This is a genomic window from Actinomadura sp. NPDC049382, from assembly GCF_040677125.1.
Taxonomy (GTDB): domain Bacteria; phylum Actinomycetota; class Actinomycetes; order Streptosporangiales; family Streptosporangiaceae; genus Spirillospora; species Spirillospora geliboluensis.
This window is the reverse complement of record NZ_JBFARO010000047.1, coordinates 12,410-28,999: the sequence shown is the minus strand read 5'-3', so window position 1 is coordinate 28,999 and position 16,590 is coordinate 12,410. Positions and strand designations below refer to the sequence as shown.

Sequence of the window (16,590 nt, the reverse complement as noted above, 5' to 3'; positions counted from 1 at the left end):
GCGCTCCTACACGGTCATTTTGCGCAGCTGGGGGCGGTTCGACGTCTTCAGCTCCGCGAGGCGGGCCGCGAGCTGGGCGACGGTCGGATTGCGGAACACCGTCGCGACCTTCACGTCGAGGTTGAGTTCGTTGCGGATGCGGCCGATCAGGCGGGTGGCCAGCAGCGAGTGGCCGCCGAGCGCGAAGAAGTCGGCGTCGATGCCGATCCTCTCCATCTCGAGGAGTTCGGCGAACAGCCGGCAGAGGACCTCCTCGCGCTCGTCGCGGGGTTCTCGTCCGGTCGTGACCTGGGAGCGGTCCGGGGTGGGGAGCGCGGCGCGGTCGAGCTTGCCGTTCGGCGTCGTCGGGAACCCGGCCATGGGCACGATCGCCGAAGGGATCATGTAGTCCGGCACGCGCTCCCTGAGGAGGCCCGTCACGGCCTCGACGTCCAGCGCCCCGGGGTCGATACCGCCCTTCGGCACCACGTACGCGACCAGCCGTTTGTCGCCTCGCCCGTCCTCGCGTGTCACGACGGCGGCCTGCGCCACGTCGGGATGCTGAGCCAGTACGTGTTCGATCTCGCCCAGCTCGATCCGGAATCCGCGGACCTTCACCTGGAAGTCGGTACGGCCGATGTACTCCAGCCGTCCGTCGCCGCCGTGTCGGACGAGGTCACCGGTGCGGTACATCCGCGCACCGGCAGGGCCGAACGGGCACGCCACGAACCGTCCGGACGTCAGCGCCGAACGACCGAAGTACCCCCTGGCCAGCCCATCGCCAGCGATGTACAGCTCCCCCGGCACACCACGCGGGACCGGCCGCAGCCCGGAGTCCAGGACGTACACCTGGGTGTTGCCGATAGGCGAACCGATCGCCACACCCGACCCAGCCTCGACTTCCGCCATCGTCGACCAGATCGTCGTCTCCGTCGGGCCGTAGACGTTCAGCACTTCGGCCGCCTGGTCGGCCAAAGCGTCGGCCAAGGGCGCAGGCAGGGCCTCGCCCCCAACCAGGACACGCAGACCCTTCGCGGCATCCGGCTCCTGCATCAGCACCATCTGCCAGAACGCCGGCGTCGCCTGCACCACCGTGACCTCATGCCGCTTGGCAAGTGCCACCACGGCGGACGGATCGCCGATGGTGTCCTTCTCTCCCGCCAGCACCACGGCCGCACCGGAGACCAGCGGCAGATACAGCTCCAGTGCCGCGATGTCGAACGAGACCGTCGTGACCGCCAGCAGCCGGTCCTCGGGCGACAACGGAACCCGCCGCCCCATCGTGGCCAGGAAGTTCTCCAGCGCGCCTCGCGAGACCGCCACGCCCTTCGGATTGCCGGTCGATCCCGACGTGTAGATCACATACGCCGTGTTGTCCGGCGAGGCGTCGGCATCGGGCGCCGACTCCGGGAACCTCGAACAGCCGGCAGCGGCCCAGGTCTGGGCGTCCAGCACCAGCACCGGGTCCGCGTCTTCGAGGATGTAGTCGATCCGCGAACGCGGATGGTCCGGGTCGATCGGCACATAGGCCCCACCGGCCTTGAGCACCGCCAGCAACGCCACCACAAGATCCACCGACCGCGGCAGACACACCGCCACCAGCGACTCCGGGCCCACACCACGATCGATCAGCCAATGCGCCAGCCGGTTGGCCCGCACCTCCAACTCCCCGAACGACAGCGACCCCGCCTCACCGATCACAGCGGGCGCGTCCGGAGAGATCGACGCCCACCGCGCCACCGACCCCACCAAGCCCGGCTCCAGCGCCGGCTCGGCGGTGTCGTTCACCTCGTGCAGCAGCCACCGGCGCTCGTCCCCGCCGAGCACGTCGACGTCCGCGAGACGCGTGTCCGGGTCCGTGAGCACCTGGTCCAGCACCCGGACGAGCCGCGCGGCGATCACCTCGGCGCCGGCGCGGTCGTAGAGGTTGTTCTGGTAGTCGAGGGAGAGCCGCAGGTAGGGGTCGGAGGAGTTGAGGGTGAGCGGGTAGTGCGAGCCCGCGAACGGCCGGATGCCGTCGATCGTGAACCCGGCCGCGATGTTGGCGTCGACGACGCCCTCGCGGTCGACCGGGTAGTTCTCGAAGACGACGATCGTGTCGAAGAGCGCGGGGAGCCCGGCGCCGCGCTGGATGTCGGCGAGCCCGTAGTAGTGGTGGTCGAGCAGGGCGGTCTGCCGGTCCTGCAGCGCGGTGATGACGTCGCCGACGCCGTCGTCCGGCCGGCAGAGCACCCTGGTCGGCAGGGTGTTGATGAAGAGCCCGACCATCTCCTCCGAGCCGGGGAGTTCCGGTGGACGGCCGTTGACGGCGGCTCCGAAGACCACGTCCTGCTGCCCGGTGAGCTTCGCGAGCAGGATCCCCCACGCGCCTTGCAGGAGCGTGTTGAGGGTGACCCCGAGTTCCGCGGCGCGGTGGGCGAGTGCGCGGCCCTTGTCGACCGATAGCGGTACCTCGATCCGCCCGAGGGCGGACGCCGTCTCCTGGACGGGGGCGCTCGGCGCCACGAGGGTCGGCTGCTCGAAGCCGGCGAGTTCGGCGGCCCACCGGGCGGCCGACGCCTCCCGGTCCCGTGTGGCGAGCCACGCCAGGTAGTCGCCGTAGCTGCGGACCGGGCGGAGCTCGTACGTTCCGGAGTACAGCCGGATCAGGTCCGTGAGCACCAGCGACGACGACCACCCGTCGAACAGCGTGTGGTGGGCCGTGACGATCAGCTTCGCCCGCTGCGGCGTGTAGGTGATCAGGCCGAGGCGCATCAGCGGCGGCCGCAGCGGGTCGAGCGGGTCGGCGCGGTCCTCCGCGAGGTACCGGTCGAGGGCCGCGTCCTGTTCGGCTTCGCCGCGGCCCGTCAGGTCGACGTGGCGCCAGGGCATGTCGACGTGCTCCGGTACGACCTGGACCGGGCCGCCGTCGGCTCCGGCCAGGAACGCGGAGCGCAGGTTCGGGTAGCGGTCGAGCAGGCGCCGCCCGGCGTCCCGCATGCGTTCGGGGTCGACCTGCCCGGTCAGGTGCAGGACGAACTGCATGTGGTAGACGTCGAACGACCCGTCGGCGACCGCGGCCTGGAACTGGATCCCCGCCTGTCCCGGTGCCTGCGGCCAGATGTGGGTCAGCCGGCCGTAATGCGTCTCCCAGGCGTCGATCTCGTCCTGGCGCACCGGGACCAGCGCGGCGTCGGACGGCGTGAGCCCGCCGATCTCCGGCCGCGCGGCGTACGCGGCCATGCCCGTCAGCACCTCGACCCACAGTTCGGCGAGTTCGGCGGTGCGCTCCCGGGACAGCAGCCCGGTGGGGAACGTGAAGACGGCCTGCAGCCGGGCGCCTTCGGGGCCGTCGGTGGCGACGGCGCCCACCTCCAGGGCGGACAGCGCGGGCAGGTCCGGGTCGGGCACCGGGACGAGCTCGGCGGACCAGCGCGCCGGCCCCCACCCGTCCGCGCGCAGGTGCTCGGGCACGTCGGCGTCGGAGACGCGGCCGAGGTAGTTGAACCCGATCTGCGGCGCCGGGTGGTCGGCGAGCTGCGGGGCGGTCTCCGGGTTCAGGTAGCGCAGCAGCCCGTACCCGACGCCCTTGTCGGGGATCGCGCGCAGCTGCTCCTTCACCAGCTTGACCGCCGTCCCGGCCGCGGCGCCGCCGGCGAGCACCTCGGACACGTCCACGCCGCGCACGTCGACCCGCGCCGGGTACATGCAGGTGAACCAGCCGACCGTGCGGGCGAGGTCGGCCCCGGGGACGACGTCCTCCTCGCGGCCGTGCCCCTCCAGCCGGACCAGGGTCGAGCGGTCGGCGCCGCTCCACCGGTTCACGGCGAGGGCGAGCGCGGCGAGCAGCACGTCGGTGCCGGTGCCCCGGTAGGCCGCGGGAAGCCCGGTCAGCACCGCGTCGGTGACGTCGGCGGGCAGTTCCACCCGGACGCTGCCGAGCGTGGACACGACGTCCACCGCCGGGTCGAACGGGCGCTCGCCGAGCGGCGGGTTCGCGGCTTCGAGCATGTCCCGCCAGAACTCCAGCTCCGCCTCCCGCTCCGGGGAGAGCGCCTCGGCCTCCAGCGCCGCGGCCCAGCGGCGGGCGGACGTCCCGACCGCGGGCAGGTCGGGCGTCCGGCCGTCGCGGACCCGCCGCCACGCCTCGGCGAGGTCGGACATGAGAATGCGCCAGGAGACGCCGTCCACCACCAGGTGGTGCAGGACGGCGAGCAGCCTGCCCGGCCCCCGCTCCGGGGCGAACCAGACGAAGCGCGCCATGGTCCCGGCCTCCGGGTCGAGGCTCCCGGTCGCGGCGTCCAGCTCGGCCTTCGCGGTCTCCAGCGTGGACGGGTCGTCCCACCGGCCGTCGCAGGGCACGCGGTGGATCAGGCCGGCCGCGCGCACGCTCCCCGCCGGACGCACGTCGAGGGACGGCACGTCGCCGCGCACCAACCGGGCCCGCAGGAGGTCGTGCCGGTCGAGGACGGCGTCCAGCGTCGCGGCCAGCCCGTCCGCGTCGATGCCCGCGGGCAGCTCCAGCGCCATCGCCATGGCGAACCGGTCCATCCCGCCGCCGTGCTGGAACACGTGCCGCGCCACCGGCTGCAGCCCCATCGGCCCGACGCCGCCGCTCGCGTCCTCGGCGAGCACGGGCGTCCGGTCCCGGCGCGCGGAGACCGCCTCGGCCAGCCGCGCCGCCGTCCGGCACTCGAAGATCTCCCGGGTGGTGACCTCCAGGCCGCGGGCCCGGGCCCGCGCGACCACCTGGATCGACCGCAGGCTGTCGCCGCCCACGGCGAAGAAGTCGTCGTCGATGCCGACCCGGTCCACCCCGAGCACGTCCGCGTACGCGGCGGTGATGACCGTCTCGGCCTCGGTGCGCGGCGCCCGGTAGGTCTCGCCCGCGAACTCCGGTTCGGGCAGGGCCGACCGGTCCAGCTTGCCGGTCGGCCCGAGCGGCATCCGGCCGAGGGTCACGAAGGCCGACGGGACCATGTAGTCGGGCAGCCGCGCCGCGACGAACCTGCGCAGCTCGGCGGCCGACGCGCCCGCCATCGCCTCCACGTCGCCGATGCCGCCGGCGCCGTCGTCGCCGACGGCCCCCGCGCCGGTGTGCACGACATAGGCGACGAGCCGCCGCCCGCCCCCGGGCGCCTCCCGGCTGATCACGACCGCCTCGCTGATCCCGGGGTAGCGCGCGCACACCGCCTCGACCTCGGCGGTCTCGATGCGGAAGCCGCGGACCTTCACCTGGCCGTCGACCCTGCCGACGCACTCGAGCCGGCCGCGCGCGTTCCACCGGGCGAGGTCGCCCGTGCGGTACATCCGCTCGCCCGCCGGGCCGAACGGGTTCGCGACGAACCGTTCGGCCGTCATGCCCGGCCGGTCGCGGTAGCCGCGGCCGAGGCACGTCCCGGCGACGTACAGCTCGCCGACCACGCCCTGCGGCACCGGGGCGAGCCCCGGTCCCAGCACGTAGGCGCGCATATTGCCCAGCGGAGTACCGATCGGCGCGACGTCGTCCTCCGCCCACTCCTCGGACGCCGTGAGGGAGAACGCGGTGGCGTAGAAGCTCTCGCTCTGCCCGTAGGAGTTCACGACCTGCACGTCCGGCAGCGCCTCCCGCACCTGCCGCACCAGCCGGGCCGGGAGGATGTCGCCCGCCAGCACGACCGTCCGCACGCCGCTCGTCTTCTCCAGGTGCCCCGTCAACTCCCCGAGCACGGTGGGGACGGCGCTGATCACGTCGCCGTCCCAGCCGCCCCGCTCCGCGAGCGCGAGCATGTTCGGCACCACCTCGGCCGTGCCGCCGGTGGACAGGGTGGTCAGCAGCTCGAACACCGAGACGTCGAAGTTCACCGACGTGCCGGACAGCATCCGCCAGCCGGGCGGCGCGTCGAGGACGCGCACCAGCTCCCGCACCCCGTTGACGACGTTGCGGTGGGTGATCGCCGCGCCCTTCGGCGTGCCCGTGGACCCGGACGTGTACATGACGTACGCCAGGTTGTCCGGGCGCAGCGGCGAGGTCCGGTCCGCGTCGTCCGGCGGGCCCTCGGGCGTGTCCCATCCCGCGCGGTGGTCGAGGTTCACGGCGGAGACGTCCGCCGGCGGCAGGTCCCGCCACGTCGCGGTGTCGGTCACCGCGAAGCGCGGGCGCGCCTCGGACAGCACGCTCGCCGCGCGTCCGCCGAGGTACTGCGGGTCCATCGGCAGGTATCCGGCGCCGGACTTGAGGATGCCGAGAAGGCCGGCCACCAGGTCCTCGGTGCGCGGCAGCGCCAGCACCACGAGGTCCTCCGGCCCGGCGCCGCGCCGGATCAGCTCCCACGCGACGGCGTTCGCCCGGGCGTCGAGCTCCCGGTAGGTCAGCGTCCGGCCGTCGCAGGCGATCGCCGGGGCGTCCGGCGTCCTCGCGGCCTGGTCCTCGAACAGCTCCGGGACCGTGGCCTCGGGCACCGGCGCGGCGGTGTCGTTGAAACGGCGGAGCAACCGGTCCCGCTCGGCGTCGGCGAGCACGTCGACGCCGCCGACGCGGTGCTCCGGGTCGGCCGCGACCCGGCCCAGCACCCGGACGAACCGGGCGGCGATGTCCTCGGCCGTGTCCCTGTCGAACAGGTCGGTGCGGTACTCCAGGCGGCAGGTCGCCCCGCCCGCGCCGTCCGGGAGCATGTCGAAGAACAGGTCGAACTTGGCCGTGCCGGTCTCCAGCCTCTCGTCCCGGACGTCGAGGCCGGGGAACTCCATCGGCGGCACGGGCGGCTGCCAGGCGAGCATGACCTGGAAGAACGGGCTGTAGGCGGTGGACCGGTCGGGGTTCAGCAGCTCCACCAGGCGCTCGAACGGCATCTCCTGGTTGTCGTACGCGGCCAGCGACCGGTCCCGCACCCGCCGGACCAGTTCGAGGAACGTCGGTTCGCCGGAGAGGTCGGCGCGCAGCACCCAGGTGTTGACGAAGAACCCGACGAGGTCGCGCAGCTCGTCGGCGGTGCGTCCCGCGATCGGCGCGCCGATGGGCACGTCGTCGCCGCAGCCGAGGTGGTGGAGGAGGACCGCCAGCGCGGAGTGCATGACCATCGAGATCGTCGCGTCGGCCCGCGCGGCGAGCTTCTCCACGGACGAGAGCAGGCCGGGGTCGATCGAGAACCGGACCATGTCGCCCGCGTGGCCCATCGCCTTCCCGCGCGGCCGGTCGGTGGGGAGGGCGAGCGGCTGCGGCAGGTCGGCGAGGGCCTGCCGCCAGTACTCCAGCTGCCTGGCCCCCAGGCTGGCCGGGTCGGTCTCGTCGCCGAGCACGTCCCGCTGCCACAGCGTGTAGTCCGCGTATTGCACCGGGAGCGGCTCCCACCGCGGGGCCCCGCCCTCCCTGCGGGCCGCGTACGCCGTGAGGAGATCGCGGAACAGCGGGCCGAACGACTCGCCGTCCACGGCGATGTGATGCATCACCAGCACCAGGGTGTGGTCGAGCGGGCCGCTGCGGACCAGCCTGGCGCGGATCGGCACGTCGGCGGCCAGGTCGAAGGTCGCGGTGGCCTCGGCATGGAGCGCGGCGGCCCGCTCCTCCTCCGTCGCGACCTCGGCCACCGGCAGGTCGAACGGCCGCTCGCCGGACGGCAGCACCCGCTGGTGGGGGACGCCCTCGCCGTCCTCGACGATCACCGTGCGGAGGACCTCGTGCCTTTCGACGACGTCGCGGAGCGCCGCCTCCAGCGCGCCGGTGTCCAGCTCACCGGTCAGCCGCAGGGCGAACGCGCCGTTGTAGGTCGCCGACGGCCCGTCGAACCGGTCCACGAACCACAGCCGGCGCTGCGCGAACGACAACGGGATCATTCTGTCTCCAATTCGGCGGGACCGGCGGGAACCGATCCGCCGCTCAGCTCTGGTCGAGCACCGTCAAGAGTTCGGCGTTGTAGAAGTCGTCGAACGAGCAAGCGCCCGACACCGTGGAGAAGTACCGGTCGATCAGCTCCTGGTGGCCGACCAGTTTCCGCAACATCTCGGTCCGCCCTTCGGGCTTGAGCTCGGCCACGTTGAGCACGCCCTGGTAGAGGTCGAGGAAGTCGTCGTTCAGGTCGTTCTCGAAGCGGTTCAGCGCCGCGTCGAGCGCGGCGTCGTCGTGCAGGCCCTGCCCGATGTGGTCCGTGAGCGACTGGGCCTGGAGGAACGCGTCGGTGATCCCGCGGGCGGTGATGGAGTCCTTGTGGTGCAGCGCGTCCCCGAGCAGCACCCACCCGGGCCCGTGTGCCTTGCGGAAGAAGTTCTCCTGATGGCCCGTGCCGTACATCTGCTCCACCCGCGCGCCGGCCGACATCCGGTCGTACAGCTCGGGCGCCGTCGTGCGGAGGGCTTCGAGGTAGGACGGCTCCACCGCGGTACGGACCTTGGCGAACTCGTTCTGCGGGAAGTAGGTCATGATCAGCGTGAGGTCGTCGTTGGTGGGGATGGCGACGACCCAGCGCCCGGGCCGCTCGTACAGCTCCATGTGCGCGGGGACCCCGGACCAGTAGCTGTAGTAGACGCAGGTCATCCGCGGGTGCTCGATGACGTTCGGCGCGCGGGTCTTGCGCGCCACCAGCGACCGCATGCCGTCCGCGCCGACGACCAGCCGCGCCCGCTCGGTCGCCTCGGCGCCGCCAGGGGTCGTGTACCGGACGCCGGCGACCCGGCCGCCCTCGTGCAGCAGGTCGGTGACCGCGCAGGACTCCTGGAACTCCGCCCCGGCCGCTACGGCGCCGCCGGCCAGGATCGGGTCGAGCACGAACCGGCGGGGCGCGTACGTCGTCCGGTGGCCGTCGACCGGCAGGGAGAAACCGTCCAGCCGGACGCCGGGCCCGTCGTAGCTCTCGTGGTCGATCGGCCGGCAGCCCGCGCGGCGGAGTTCGCCGAGCAGGCCCCACTTGGCGAGGAGCGCCACGCCCGGCTGGTGGATGTAATGCGAGGACAGCGTGTCCTGGGGGAACCGCGCCTTCTCCAGGAGCAGGACGCGGTACCCCTGCCGGGCGAACAACATGGCCGCCGGCGAACCCGCGCAACGGGCACCGATGACAATCACGTCGTACATGGCGCCTCTCCTGAGAAGTGGGCATCGGGGGAACGGTCAGCAGGCCCGGCGAAAGGAATGTGTCTCGCCGGCGGGACACGGACCGGGACCAGGGTCGCCGCTGTCAGGTCACCGGATCCAGGGATTCGATGTACGCGGAAACAGAGGCCACGGTCGGGTTGAGGAACATCTGGTCGACCGGTACCTCGACGCCCAGTTCCGCGACGAAGGCGGCCTGAATTCTTGCCATGATCACGGACTGGCCGCCCAGGGCGAAGAAATCGTCGTCGTCCGCCACGTCGTCGCGTCGGAGTTCGCGGCACCAGATGGCGCGCACCTTTTCGGAGATCATCACAGTCCCGTCCTGCACGAGTCGGCGAGTTCTTTGCGGTCGACCTTTCCGTGCGGGCTCAACGGCAGCCGGGGAATGTTGAGGCACCGCGCCGGGACCATGTTCCGCGGCAGCGTTTCGAGCAGCCGGGCGCGGACGTCGTCCGCGGCGAGATCGCCGTCCTCGGGCACGAGGAACGCGACCAGCTCGACCTCACCGGCGTCCGTGGGGGCGGTGACCACGGCGGCCTCCCGGACGCCGGGCAGCCTGGCGAGCGCGCGCTCGATGTCGGCGGGATCGATGCGCATGCCCCGCACCTTCACCTGCGCGTCCATCCGGCCGGCGACGACGAGGTCCCCCTCGGCGTTCACGTAACCGCGGTCGCCCGTGCGGTACATCCTGCGCGGCTCGCCCTCGACCATGACCGTGGTGAACCGCGCCGGCTCGGGGCCGCCGCCGTTGAGGTAGCCCGCGCCGACGCCGGCTCCGGAGATGAAGACCTCCCCGTACTCCCCCGGCCCGACGCCGTTCATCCGCTCGTCGAGAAGATGGATGCCGGTGTTGTGGGCCGGCCTGCCGACCGGCGCGATGTCGTGTTCGCTGGGCCGGTAACCGGCCAGGTCGAACGACGTCGCGACGTCCGTGCACTCGGCGACGCCGTACTGGTGCAGGAGCGTGCACGCGTTGTCCTCGCGCCGCGCCCAGTCCCAGATCCGTTCGACCTTCAGCGGCTCCCCGCCGAACAGCACGTAGTCCAGCCCGGCGAGCGCGTTCCCGCCGCGGGCGGTCTCCCAGTCCACCAGCAGGTACAGCGTGCTGGACGCGCAGTGCACCACGCGGATGTCGTGCTCGTTCAGCATGCGGTACGCCAGCAGGGCGTCGAAGTTCCGGCTCGTCATCAGGTGCTGCGTGGCGCCGCAGAACAACGGCGTCATCAGGCTGCGCTGGGACAGGTCGAAGCCGAACGCGCTGACGACCAGGTTGTGCGACCCCCGGTGCAGGCCGTACTCGATCATCAGCCAGTTCATCAGGTTGAACCAGCCCTCGTGCCGCACCGCGGTCAGCTTCGGCGTACCGGTCGACCCGGACGTGAAGACCGCGTAGCACACGTCGTCCCCGGTGACGGAAACGCCGGGGCGGGTCTCCGGGAGGTCCGCCAGGCCGCCGGGCGGGCGTCCGAGGTCGATGACCTCGACGGCCGCCGACTCGACCATCCCGGCCGTCGCCGGGGACGCCACGATCAGGACGAGATCGGGGATCTGCCCCAGCAGCAGCCAGAGCCTCTCCGCCGGGTAGGACGGGTCGAGCGGCACGTAGGCCGCGCCCGCCTTGAGCGTGCCGAGGACGGCGACGAGCATGTCCACCGAGTAGTCGAGGCAGACGCCGACCTTCGCGCCCCGGCCGTGTCCGCGCGCCCCGAGGAAATGGGCGAACCGGTTGGCCCGCGCGTCCAGCTCCGCGTACGTCACCCGCCGCTCGCCGCAGACGACCGCGACGGCGTCGGGGGCCGTCTCCGCGTGCGCCTCGAACCGGTGGTGGGGCACGGGCGCCGGGGGCAGCGGGACCTGCTTTCCCTGAAGGATCATCAGCTGGCTCCGATGTGACGGGCGGTCAGGCCGTGCGCCGGTCGGCGGCGTCGAGTACCCGCGTCGCCCACTGGTCGACGGAGAGGCCGTGCGCCGCCGCCACCTTCGAGTAGCAGTCGAGCTGGTGGTCGGACAGCTCGATGGTGAGCGTGACCTTCTGCTTCTCGGCCAGGCGCACCTCGGCCTTGCGCCGCTCGTCCCCGCCGTCCGCAGGGAGCTCCTTGCGGCGGCCTCCGCGCTCCTCGCCCTCCTCGCGGAGGGTGGGGCTCTGCTCGGCGAGGCTCTCGCGGACCGCCCTGCGCAGCTCGTTGCGCGACCACTTCTGCTCCTCGGCCTTGCGCAGCCAGTAGTCCTGCTCGGGCGGCGAAAGGCGCGTCACCTCGGCGTGGTGGGCGAAACTGAGGCCGTCCCGCCTGCGGTGGTGCTCGAACCGCCGCGCCACCCACGCGTAGTTGCGCAGGGTCTGGTAGTCGAGGCCCGTCCGGTCGATCGCCTCCCGGTAGCGGCGCCATCCGTACGCCGACTCCCCGAAGATCAGCCAGTCGGCGAGCCACCAGGCCGAGGAGTTCGCCAGCTCGCGCAGGTTGGTGCCGATCTGCTCCCAGGACCGCTCCGGCAGGTTCTGCGCGAAGACCATCCCCGACTTGCGCGCCGTCGCCTGCTTCCCCACGAAGGGCAGGACCACGTCGCGCTGCGCGGCCTCCCCGCCGATCGCCGCCGGCGCGGCCTTGTAACCGTTCGTCGTACTCACAGCTCCCCTTCGGTCAGCCTGTTCATGTACTCCGCGACCTCCCGCTGCCGCCCGGCCCCCTCCCGGGCGAAGTGGCGGCACACCCGGTCCCGCGTCTCGGCGCTCTGCTCCTGGCTGAGCTTGAAGATCGCCTCGGCCCGGGTGACGGTGAACCGGAACGCGCCCACCCCGGGCAGGATCCGGCGGAAATGGCCGATCGACCCGGTCATGTCCCAGTCGCGTCCGAAGTCGCCCTCCAGGACCCGGACGGTGGAGCGCACCACGGACAGCGTCTCCTCGTCGGAGTCGATCGTGTCGATCACGCCGCGCAGTTGCGCGGCCGTGTAGTTCCAGGTCGGCGCGGACGGAGTGACCGGGTACAGCGTCGGCGAGACGTACGCGTGCGGGCCCGCGAAGCTCAGCACCCCGGGCGTGCCGGAACGCAGCGCCTTCCACTGGGGGTTGGCCCGGTTCATGTGGCCGAGCAGCGTCGCCCCGGCAAGGTCCGCGGACCCGTCGGCGGGCAGCCGGTCCGGGATGACCGGCAGGTGCGTGGCGTACGGGCCCTCGGCGTCGTCGCCGTTGGTCATCAGCAGGGCCAGCGGGTTCCGCCGCATCAACTCGACGGTCCACCGGACGTCGGGCTCCCGGTACATAGCGGGCACGAACATCGCGATCCACTCCTCCGCAGCATCCGGTCCGCGTCAGTCCGCGGCCATGGCCTCCCGGAGGCTCCGCGGGCGCATGTCGGTCCAGTGCTTCTCGACGTACTCCAGGCACTCGGCTCTGGACGTCTCACCGAAGACCTCCCGCCAGCCCGCGGGGACGGCGGCGAACGCCGGCCACAGGGAGTGCTGGTCCTCGTCGTTGACCACGACGAAGAAGCGGCCGGCCTCGTCGTCGAAGGGGTTCGTGCTCATGGCGACCGTCCTTGGCGTTGCGACGCGATGCGGAATCGGGAGACCGCCCGGGCAGGCGGCATCCATAAACGTCGAGCGGTGACTGGGGATGGGAATTCAGCCGGGCCGTTATGGGCTTGCCATTTCGGCGGTGTCCCGTCGACAGGACACCCGGCGGCCGCGCCGGCCCGGTAAAGCTGTCGCCACCGTACGACTCGCCCTCGAATGCCACAAGGGGCGGGCAAGCGGGCGGCGGATGGCCGGCGGACGGCCGTCTACCGACCCTTTACCTCACCGATGTTCTGTGTAAGCATGACCGGACCAGCAGCATCAGGACATGCTCCCTCGAATGCGAATTCAGCCATTCTTCCGGCCAAATTCACGTTCGCGCGGCGGCGCCGGACGGTCTCAGTCGATGACGATTCCGTCGCGGCGCGCCTCGCGGTAGAGGTCGACGCGGGTCGTCGCCTCCCGCCCCAGCCGGGAGTACTTCTCCCGGGCGCGTTCCAAGTACTGCTTGACCGTGTGCTCGCTGATGCCCATCTGGCGGGCGACGCCCGCGCGGGTGAGGCCGCCGAGCCACAGGCGCATCGTCCGCAGCTCCTGCTCGGAGAACCGGGGCGTGCCGTTGAGGCTCTCGTTCGCGGCGAGCATGGCGCCGGCCTGGGACGGGGTGGTGTACCTCCCGCCGGCGGCCACCGTCAGTATCGCCTCGATGAGGTGGGCCCGGCCCTCGTTGGAGTCCTTGGTGATGTAGGCGCGGGCACCGGCCAGCTCGGCGTGGTGGATGACGTCCGGCTCGGTGTGCTGGGAGAACACCACGATCTTGCGGCCCGCGGCCGCGAGCTCGGCGATGCGGTCGAAGACGAGCTCCCCGTCGATGCGCAGGTCGACCACCAGGACGTCGGCCGCCGCGGCCGGGCCGGTGTCCACGTCGGCCAGGTCGGGCCCGACATGGACGATCTCGACGCGCCGCCCCGCGTCCTCCGCGACCCACGTCCTGATCCCCGTCAGCACGACGTCCTGGTCGTCGATGACCGCGATGGTCACGGTCTGGCCCATCGAGCCTCCACCCACAGCTGGTCCCCGTCATGATCGATCGTGAGGTCGACGCCGGCGGTCCCCGCGTCCCCGGCGGCCGCGTCCCCGGCGGCCGCGTCGCGGGTGAGGTCGCCGGCGCCCGGGTCGTCGGTGAGGACCGAGACGCTCACCTGGTCGGCGGCCGTCGAGACGACGGTGATCCGCGTGTGCGCCCGCGTCCTCGCCAGCACGGTGAGCGGCACCTCGGCGAGCGCCGCGGCGGTCCCCTGGTCCAGCGGCGGCGACTCCCCGACCAGGGTCAGGTCGACCACCACACCGCGGCGCAGCGCCTCGTCCACGCCCGGCTGGAGGAGCCGCAGCAGCGGATCCGGAATGTCCTCGTGCTCGGCCAGCAGCTGCCGGAGCATGGCCTCGGCGGTGGCGCAGCGGTGCCGCAGCGACGGATCGGACGGATCGGCGCTGCCGTCGGCCAGCCCGCGCAGGACGGGCGTGACGAGCCGGCCCGCCTCCCGGTAGCGGTCCCGCCGCGCCGCCGAGACCTCCGCGATGATCATCTCCCGGGTGGCCATCTCCCACCGGTCGGCCGCCGCCGCGGCCGCCACCCCGCCGCTGAACCGGAACACGCGCGCGCCGCCGACCATCGTGAGCTGGATGCTGGCCGACGCGTACAGCAGGACGACGAACCCCGCGATCACGTGCCGGTTCAGGTCGCCCGTGGACACCAGCCCGGCGAGGACGGCGCCCGCGTTCGCGGCCAGCAGCGCGATGAGCTCCCGTACCGGGCGGTGCATGAGCAGCAGCACGCCGATCAGCCCGACCGTCGCCCACGCCCAGTTGATCTTCAGCTGCTCGCCCGGCGGGCAGTTGGCCGCCATCGCCACCCCCGTCGCCAGGTCCGCCACGGCGAGGACCACCGTCCAGCCGCGGCGGCCCGTCCTGCGGAGCAGGAGGACCGACGCCGCCGCGACGAGCAGGCACTGCGCCGCCCAGAGCGCGGCGGCCAGCCGGAACGAGCGGTAGTAGTCCATGTAGGTGAGCAGGGCCGTGCCCGCTCCGCCGACCTGCCAGAGCGCCACCGTGACCACCAGGGCCACGTCGAACGCCCGGTTGAACGGCACGGCGAACGACTCCCGCGTGGAAGCCTCAGCCATGTGGCCACCGCAGCGTGATCTCGGTCCCGGCGCCGGGCCGGGAGGTCACCGTGGCCCGGCCGCCGACCGTGGTCATGCGCTCGACGATCGAGTGCCTGATGCCCAGCCGGCCGTCCTGGACGTCGCCCGGCGCGAATCCCCGGCCCTCGTCGGAGACGGTGACCGTCACCGAGCCGTCGCCGTCGTGGCGTTCGGCCCGCACGCGCGCCCGGGAGACCCCGGCGTGGCGGTCGACGTTGCGCAACGCCTCCCCCACTCCGCCGGTGATCGCCGCCGCGACCGGCGCGGGGACCTCCAACCCGGCGCCGCCGGGCACGGCGACGAGATCGACGGCGACCGGCACGGACAGGTGGGCGGTCAGGTCCAGCAGGTGCTCCACCAGGTCGACCGGCTCCGCGGGGGCGTCGACCCAGCCGCCGGAGAATTTCTCCATGACCTCCAGCGCCCTGCGGGCGTCCCGGCGCAGGGCGGGCGAATCCGTCGGCACGGCGCCCGAGGCGACCATGCTGAGCGTCGACAGCACCGAGTCGTGCACCTGGAACCGGTGAAGGCGCTCATCGGACCGGCGGGCGGCCGCCAGCATCGCCCGGCGCCGCTCCCGGTCGCGCACCGCCACGATCACGTCGGCCCGCCGGCCGCCGCGGCGCAGCAGCCACATGATCACGCTCAGCGCCGTGACCTGGACGATCAGGGTGCGGACCTGGCTGGTCTCCGCCGGGACGCCGACCACGTAGGCGGCGATGACCGCGGCTCCCAGCAGCATCCCGGTCACCTGGCCGGCCGACAGCAACGCCACGAAGACCGCCGTCCCCGCCAGCATGATGGCCCACGTGGTCTCGTCGATGACCGACGAGACGGGGACGACCCACGGCTGGAGCAGCATGACCAGCGCCACCACGGCGGAGTCACCGATCAGGAGAGGGAGCCCCAGGCCGTACCGGGTCGCCGCCACGGCGAAGAACACGGCCCACAGGACGAGGCCGCCGAGCACCACGGGCTGCCAGAGCCGGGACACCCCGTCGTCGGCGTCGTCGACCAGCGCCGCGACGACCACCACCGCGACCGCGCCGCAGCGGAGCGCGACCGCGAATCCGCGGACCGCGTAAGCCAGCGCGTATTCGGAAGGGCCGGGTCCGGAACGGACCGGCCCGTCACCCCGTGTCACATGATTGGTACGGTCAGCGCCCTCGCTTCCGAAAGGTAATGTCGTCTCGGGCATGTGGAGCAGTATTGCGCGGTCCCCGTCACACTCGTAAGACGGGACCAAATATGATCATGAGGAACGGCACTTCTCAGGGTCACAGGGCAATTACGCTGGCGCATTCGCGGGGCCCTACCTCGGCGAATGAACCACCACCGCGCCCAGGAGGCGACGTGACCGAAAGTGGCCTGCGGACGGCTTTGACGTCCTGTCGACATGGCGACTAACGGCTCGTACCCGTAGTGGTCATTGTCCGTTCATGACAAATTATTGATGTGTCATGCATGTTACGGCCGCCCTTCACTCTGTAAGGCCCGGCCACGAACGCCGACCCGTCGCACAGGGGTCGTCTCCGGCCGTGGCGCGGGGTGGGAGCCGGGCCGAGGACGGTGGCCGCTCGGTCTTGGGGACGCCCTCCAGGGCTCACCGGGCGAGGCCGTTGCGAAGCCAACGATTCCCACCAGTCTCAGCCCACGGCATCGGGCCGCAGATCGGTGCGCGCTCTTTCGCCGCAGCGGAGTGCGAAGGCGCGGCCATTGGTCTCCCAATGGCGGTGAAGCCGCTGGTCGGGCTTTTCAGTGCATCAAAGAAAAGTGCAGCGATGTGATCTCCGATTGCCTTGATCGAGCCGATCGGATAAACCCGAGATACTATGCGCATTGATGGGACGT

General features: G+C 72.1%; 10 protein-coding genes. All 10 read right to left on the bottom strand.

Annotated elements, in window-relative coordinates; all coding sequences use genetic code 11:
* Positions 1–6 precede the first annotated feature (6 nt).
* Positions 7–7,770: an amino acid adenylation domain-containing protein gene (locus AB0K34_RS25430; RefSeq protein ID WP_364551255.1), complete on the bottom strand. Its 7,764-nt coding sequence runs from the start codon at positions 7,768–7,770 to the stop codon at positions 7–9.
* A gap of 43 nt (positions 7,771–7,813) precedes the next feature.
* The gene (locus AB0K34_RS25425) at positions 7,814–9,001 is read right to left on the bottom strand and encodes an NAD(P)/FAD-dependent oxidoreductase (protein WP_364551254.1); all 1,188 of its coding nucleotides are present in this window, start codon (positions 8,999–9,001) and stop codon (positions 7,814–7,816) included.
* A gap of 103 nt (positions 9,002–9,104) precedes the next feature.
* Entirely contained in the window at positions 9,105–9,332 is a 228-nt protein-coding gene (locus AB0K34_RS25420; protein ID WP_364551252.1) for a phosphopantetheine-binding protein, read from the bottom strand.
* Positions 9,332–10,897, bottom strand: coding sequence for an amino acid adenylation domain-containing protein (locus AB0K34_RS25415; RefSeq protein ID WP_364551250.1), 1,566 nt, complete (start codon positions 10,895–10,897; stop codon positions 9,332–9,334). Before AB0K34_RS25415 ends, AB0K34_RS25420 begins: the two co-directional genes overlap by 1 nt.
* Before the next feature lie 25 nt (positions 10,898–10,922).
* The gene (locus AB0K34_RS25410) at positions 10,923–11,648 is read right to left on the bottom strand and encodes an LmbU family transcriptional regulator (protein WP_364551248.1); all 726 of its coding nucleotides are present in this window, start codon (positions 11,646–11,648) and stop codon (positions 10,923–10,925) included.
* Complete coding sequence (locus tag AB0K34_RS25405; protein WP_364551245.1) at positions 11,645–12,298, bottom strand: FMN-binding negative transcriptional regulator; 654 nt, start codon at positions 12,296–12,298, stop codon at positions 11,645–11,647. Before AB0K34_RS25405 ends, AB0K34_RS25410 begins: the two co-directional genes overlap by 4 nt.
* A 33-nt stretch (positions 12,299–12,331) precedes the next feature.
* Positions 12,332–12,547: an MbtH family protein gene (locus AB0K34_RS25400; RefSeq protein WP_364551244.1), complete on the bottom strand. Its 216-nt coding sequence runs from the start codon at positions 12,545–12,547 to the stop codon at positions 12,332–12,334.
* 387 nt (positions 12,548–12,934) lie between these two features.
* Positions 12,935–13,588, bottom strand: coding sequence for a response regulator transcription factor (locus AB0K34_RS25395; protein ID WP_138635681.1), 654 nt, complete (start codon positions 13,586–13,588; stop codon positions 12,935–12,937).
* Positions 13,573–14,718: a hypothetical protein gene (locus AB0K34_RS25390; RefSeq protein ID WP_138635680.1), complete on the bottom strand. Its 1,146-nt coding sequence runs from the start codon at positions 14,716–14,718 to the stop codon at positions 13,573–13,575. Before AB0K34_RS25390 ends, AB0K34_RS25395 begins: the two co-directional genes overlap by 16 nt.
* A complete protein-coding gene (locus AB0K34_RS25385) occupies positions 14,711–15,883 on the bottom strand; it encodes an ATP-binding protein (RefSeq protein WP_138635679.1) in 1,173 nt (390 codons plus the stop codon). Before AB0K34_RS25385 ends, AB0K34_RS25390 begins: the two co-directional genes overlap by 8 nt.
* Between the last annotated feature and the right edge of the window lie 707 nt (positions 15,884–16,590).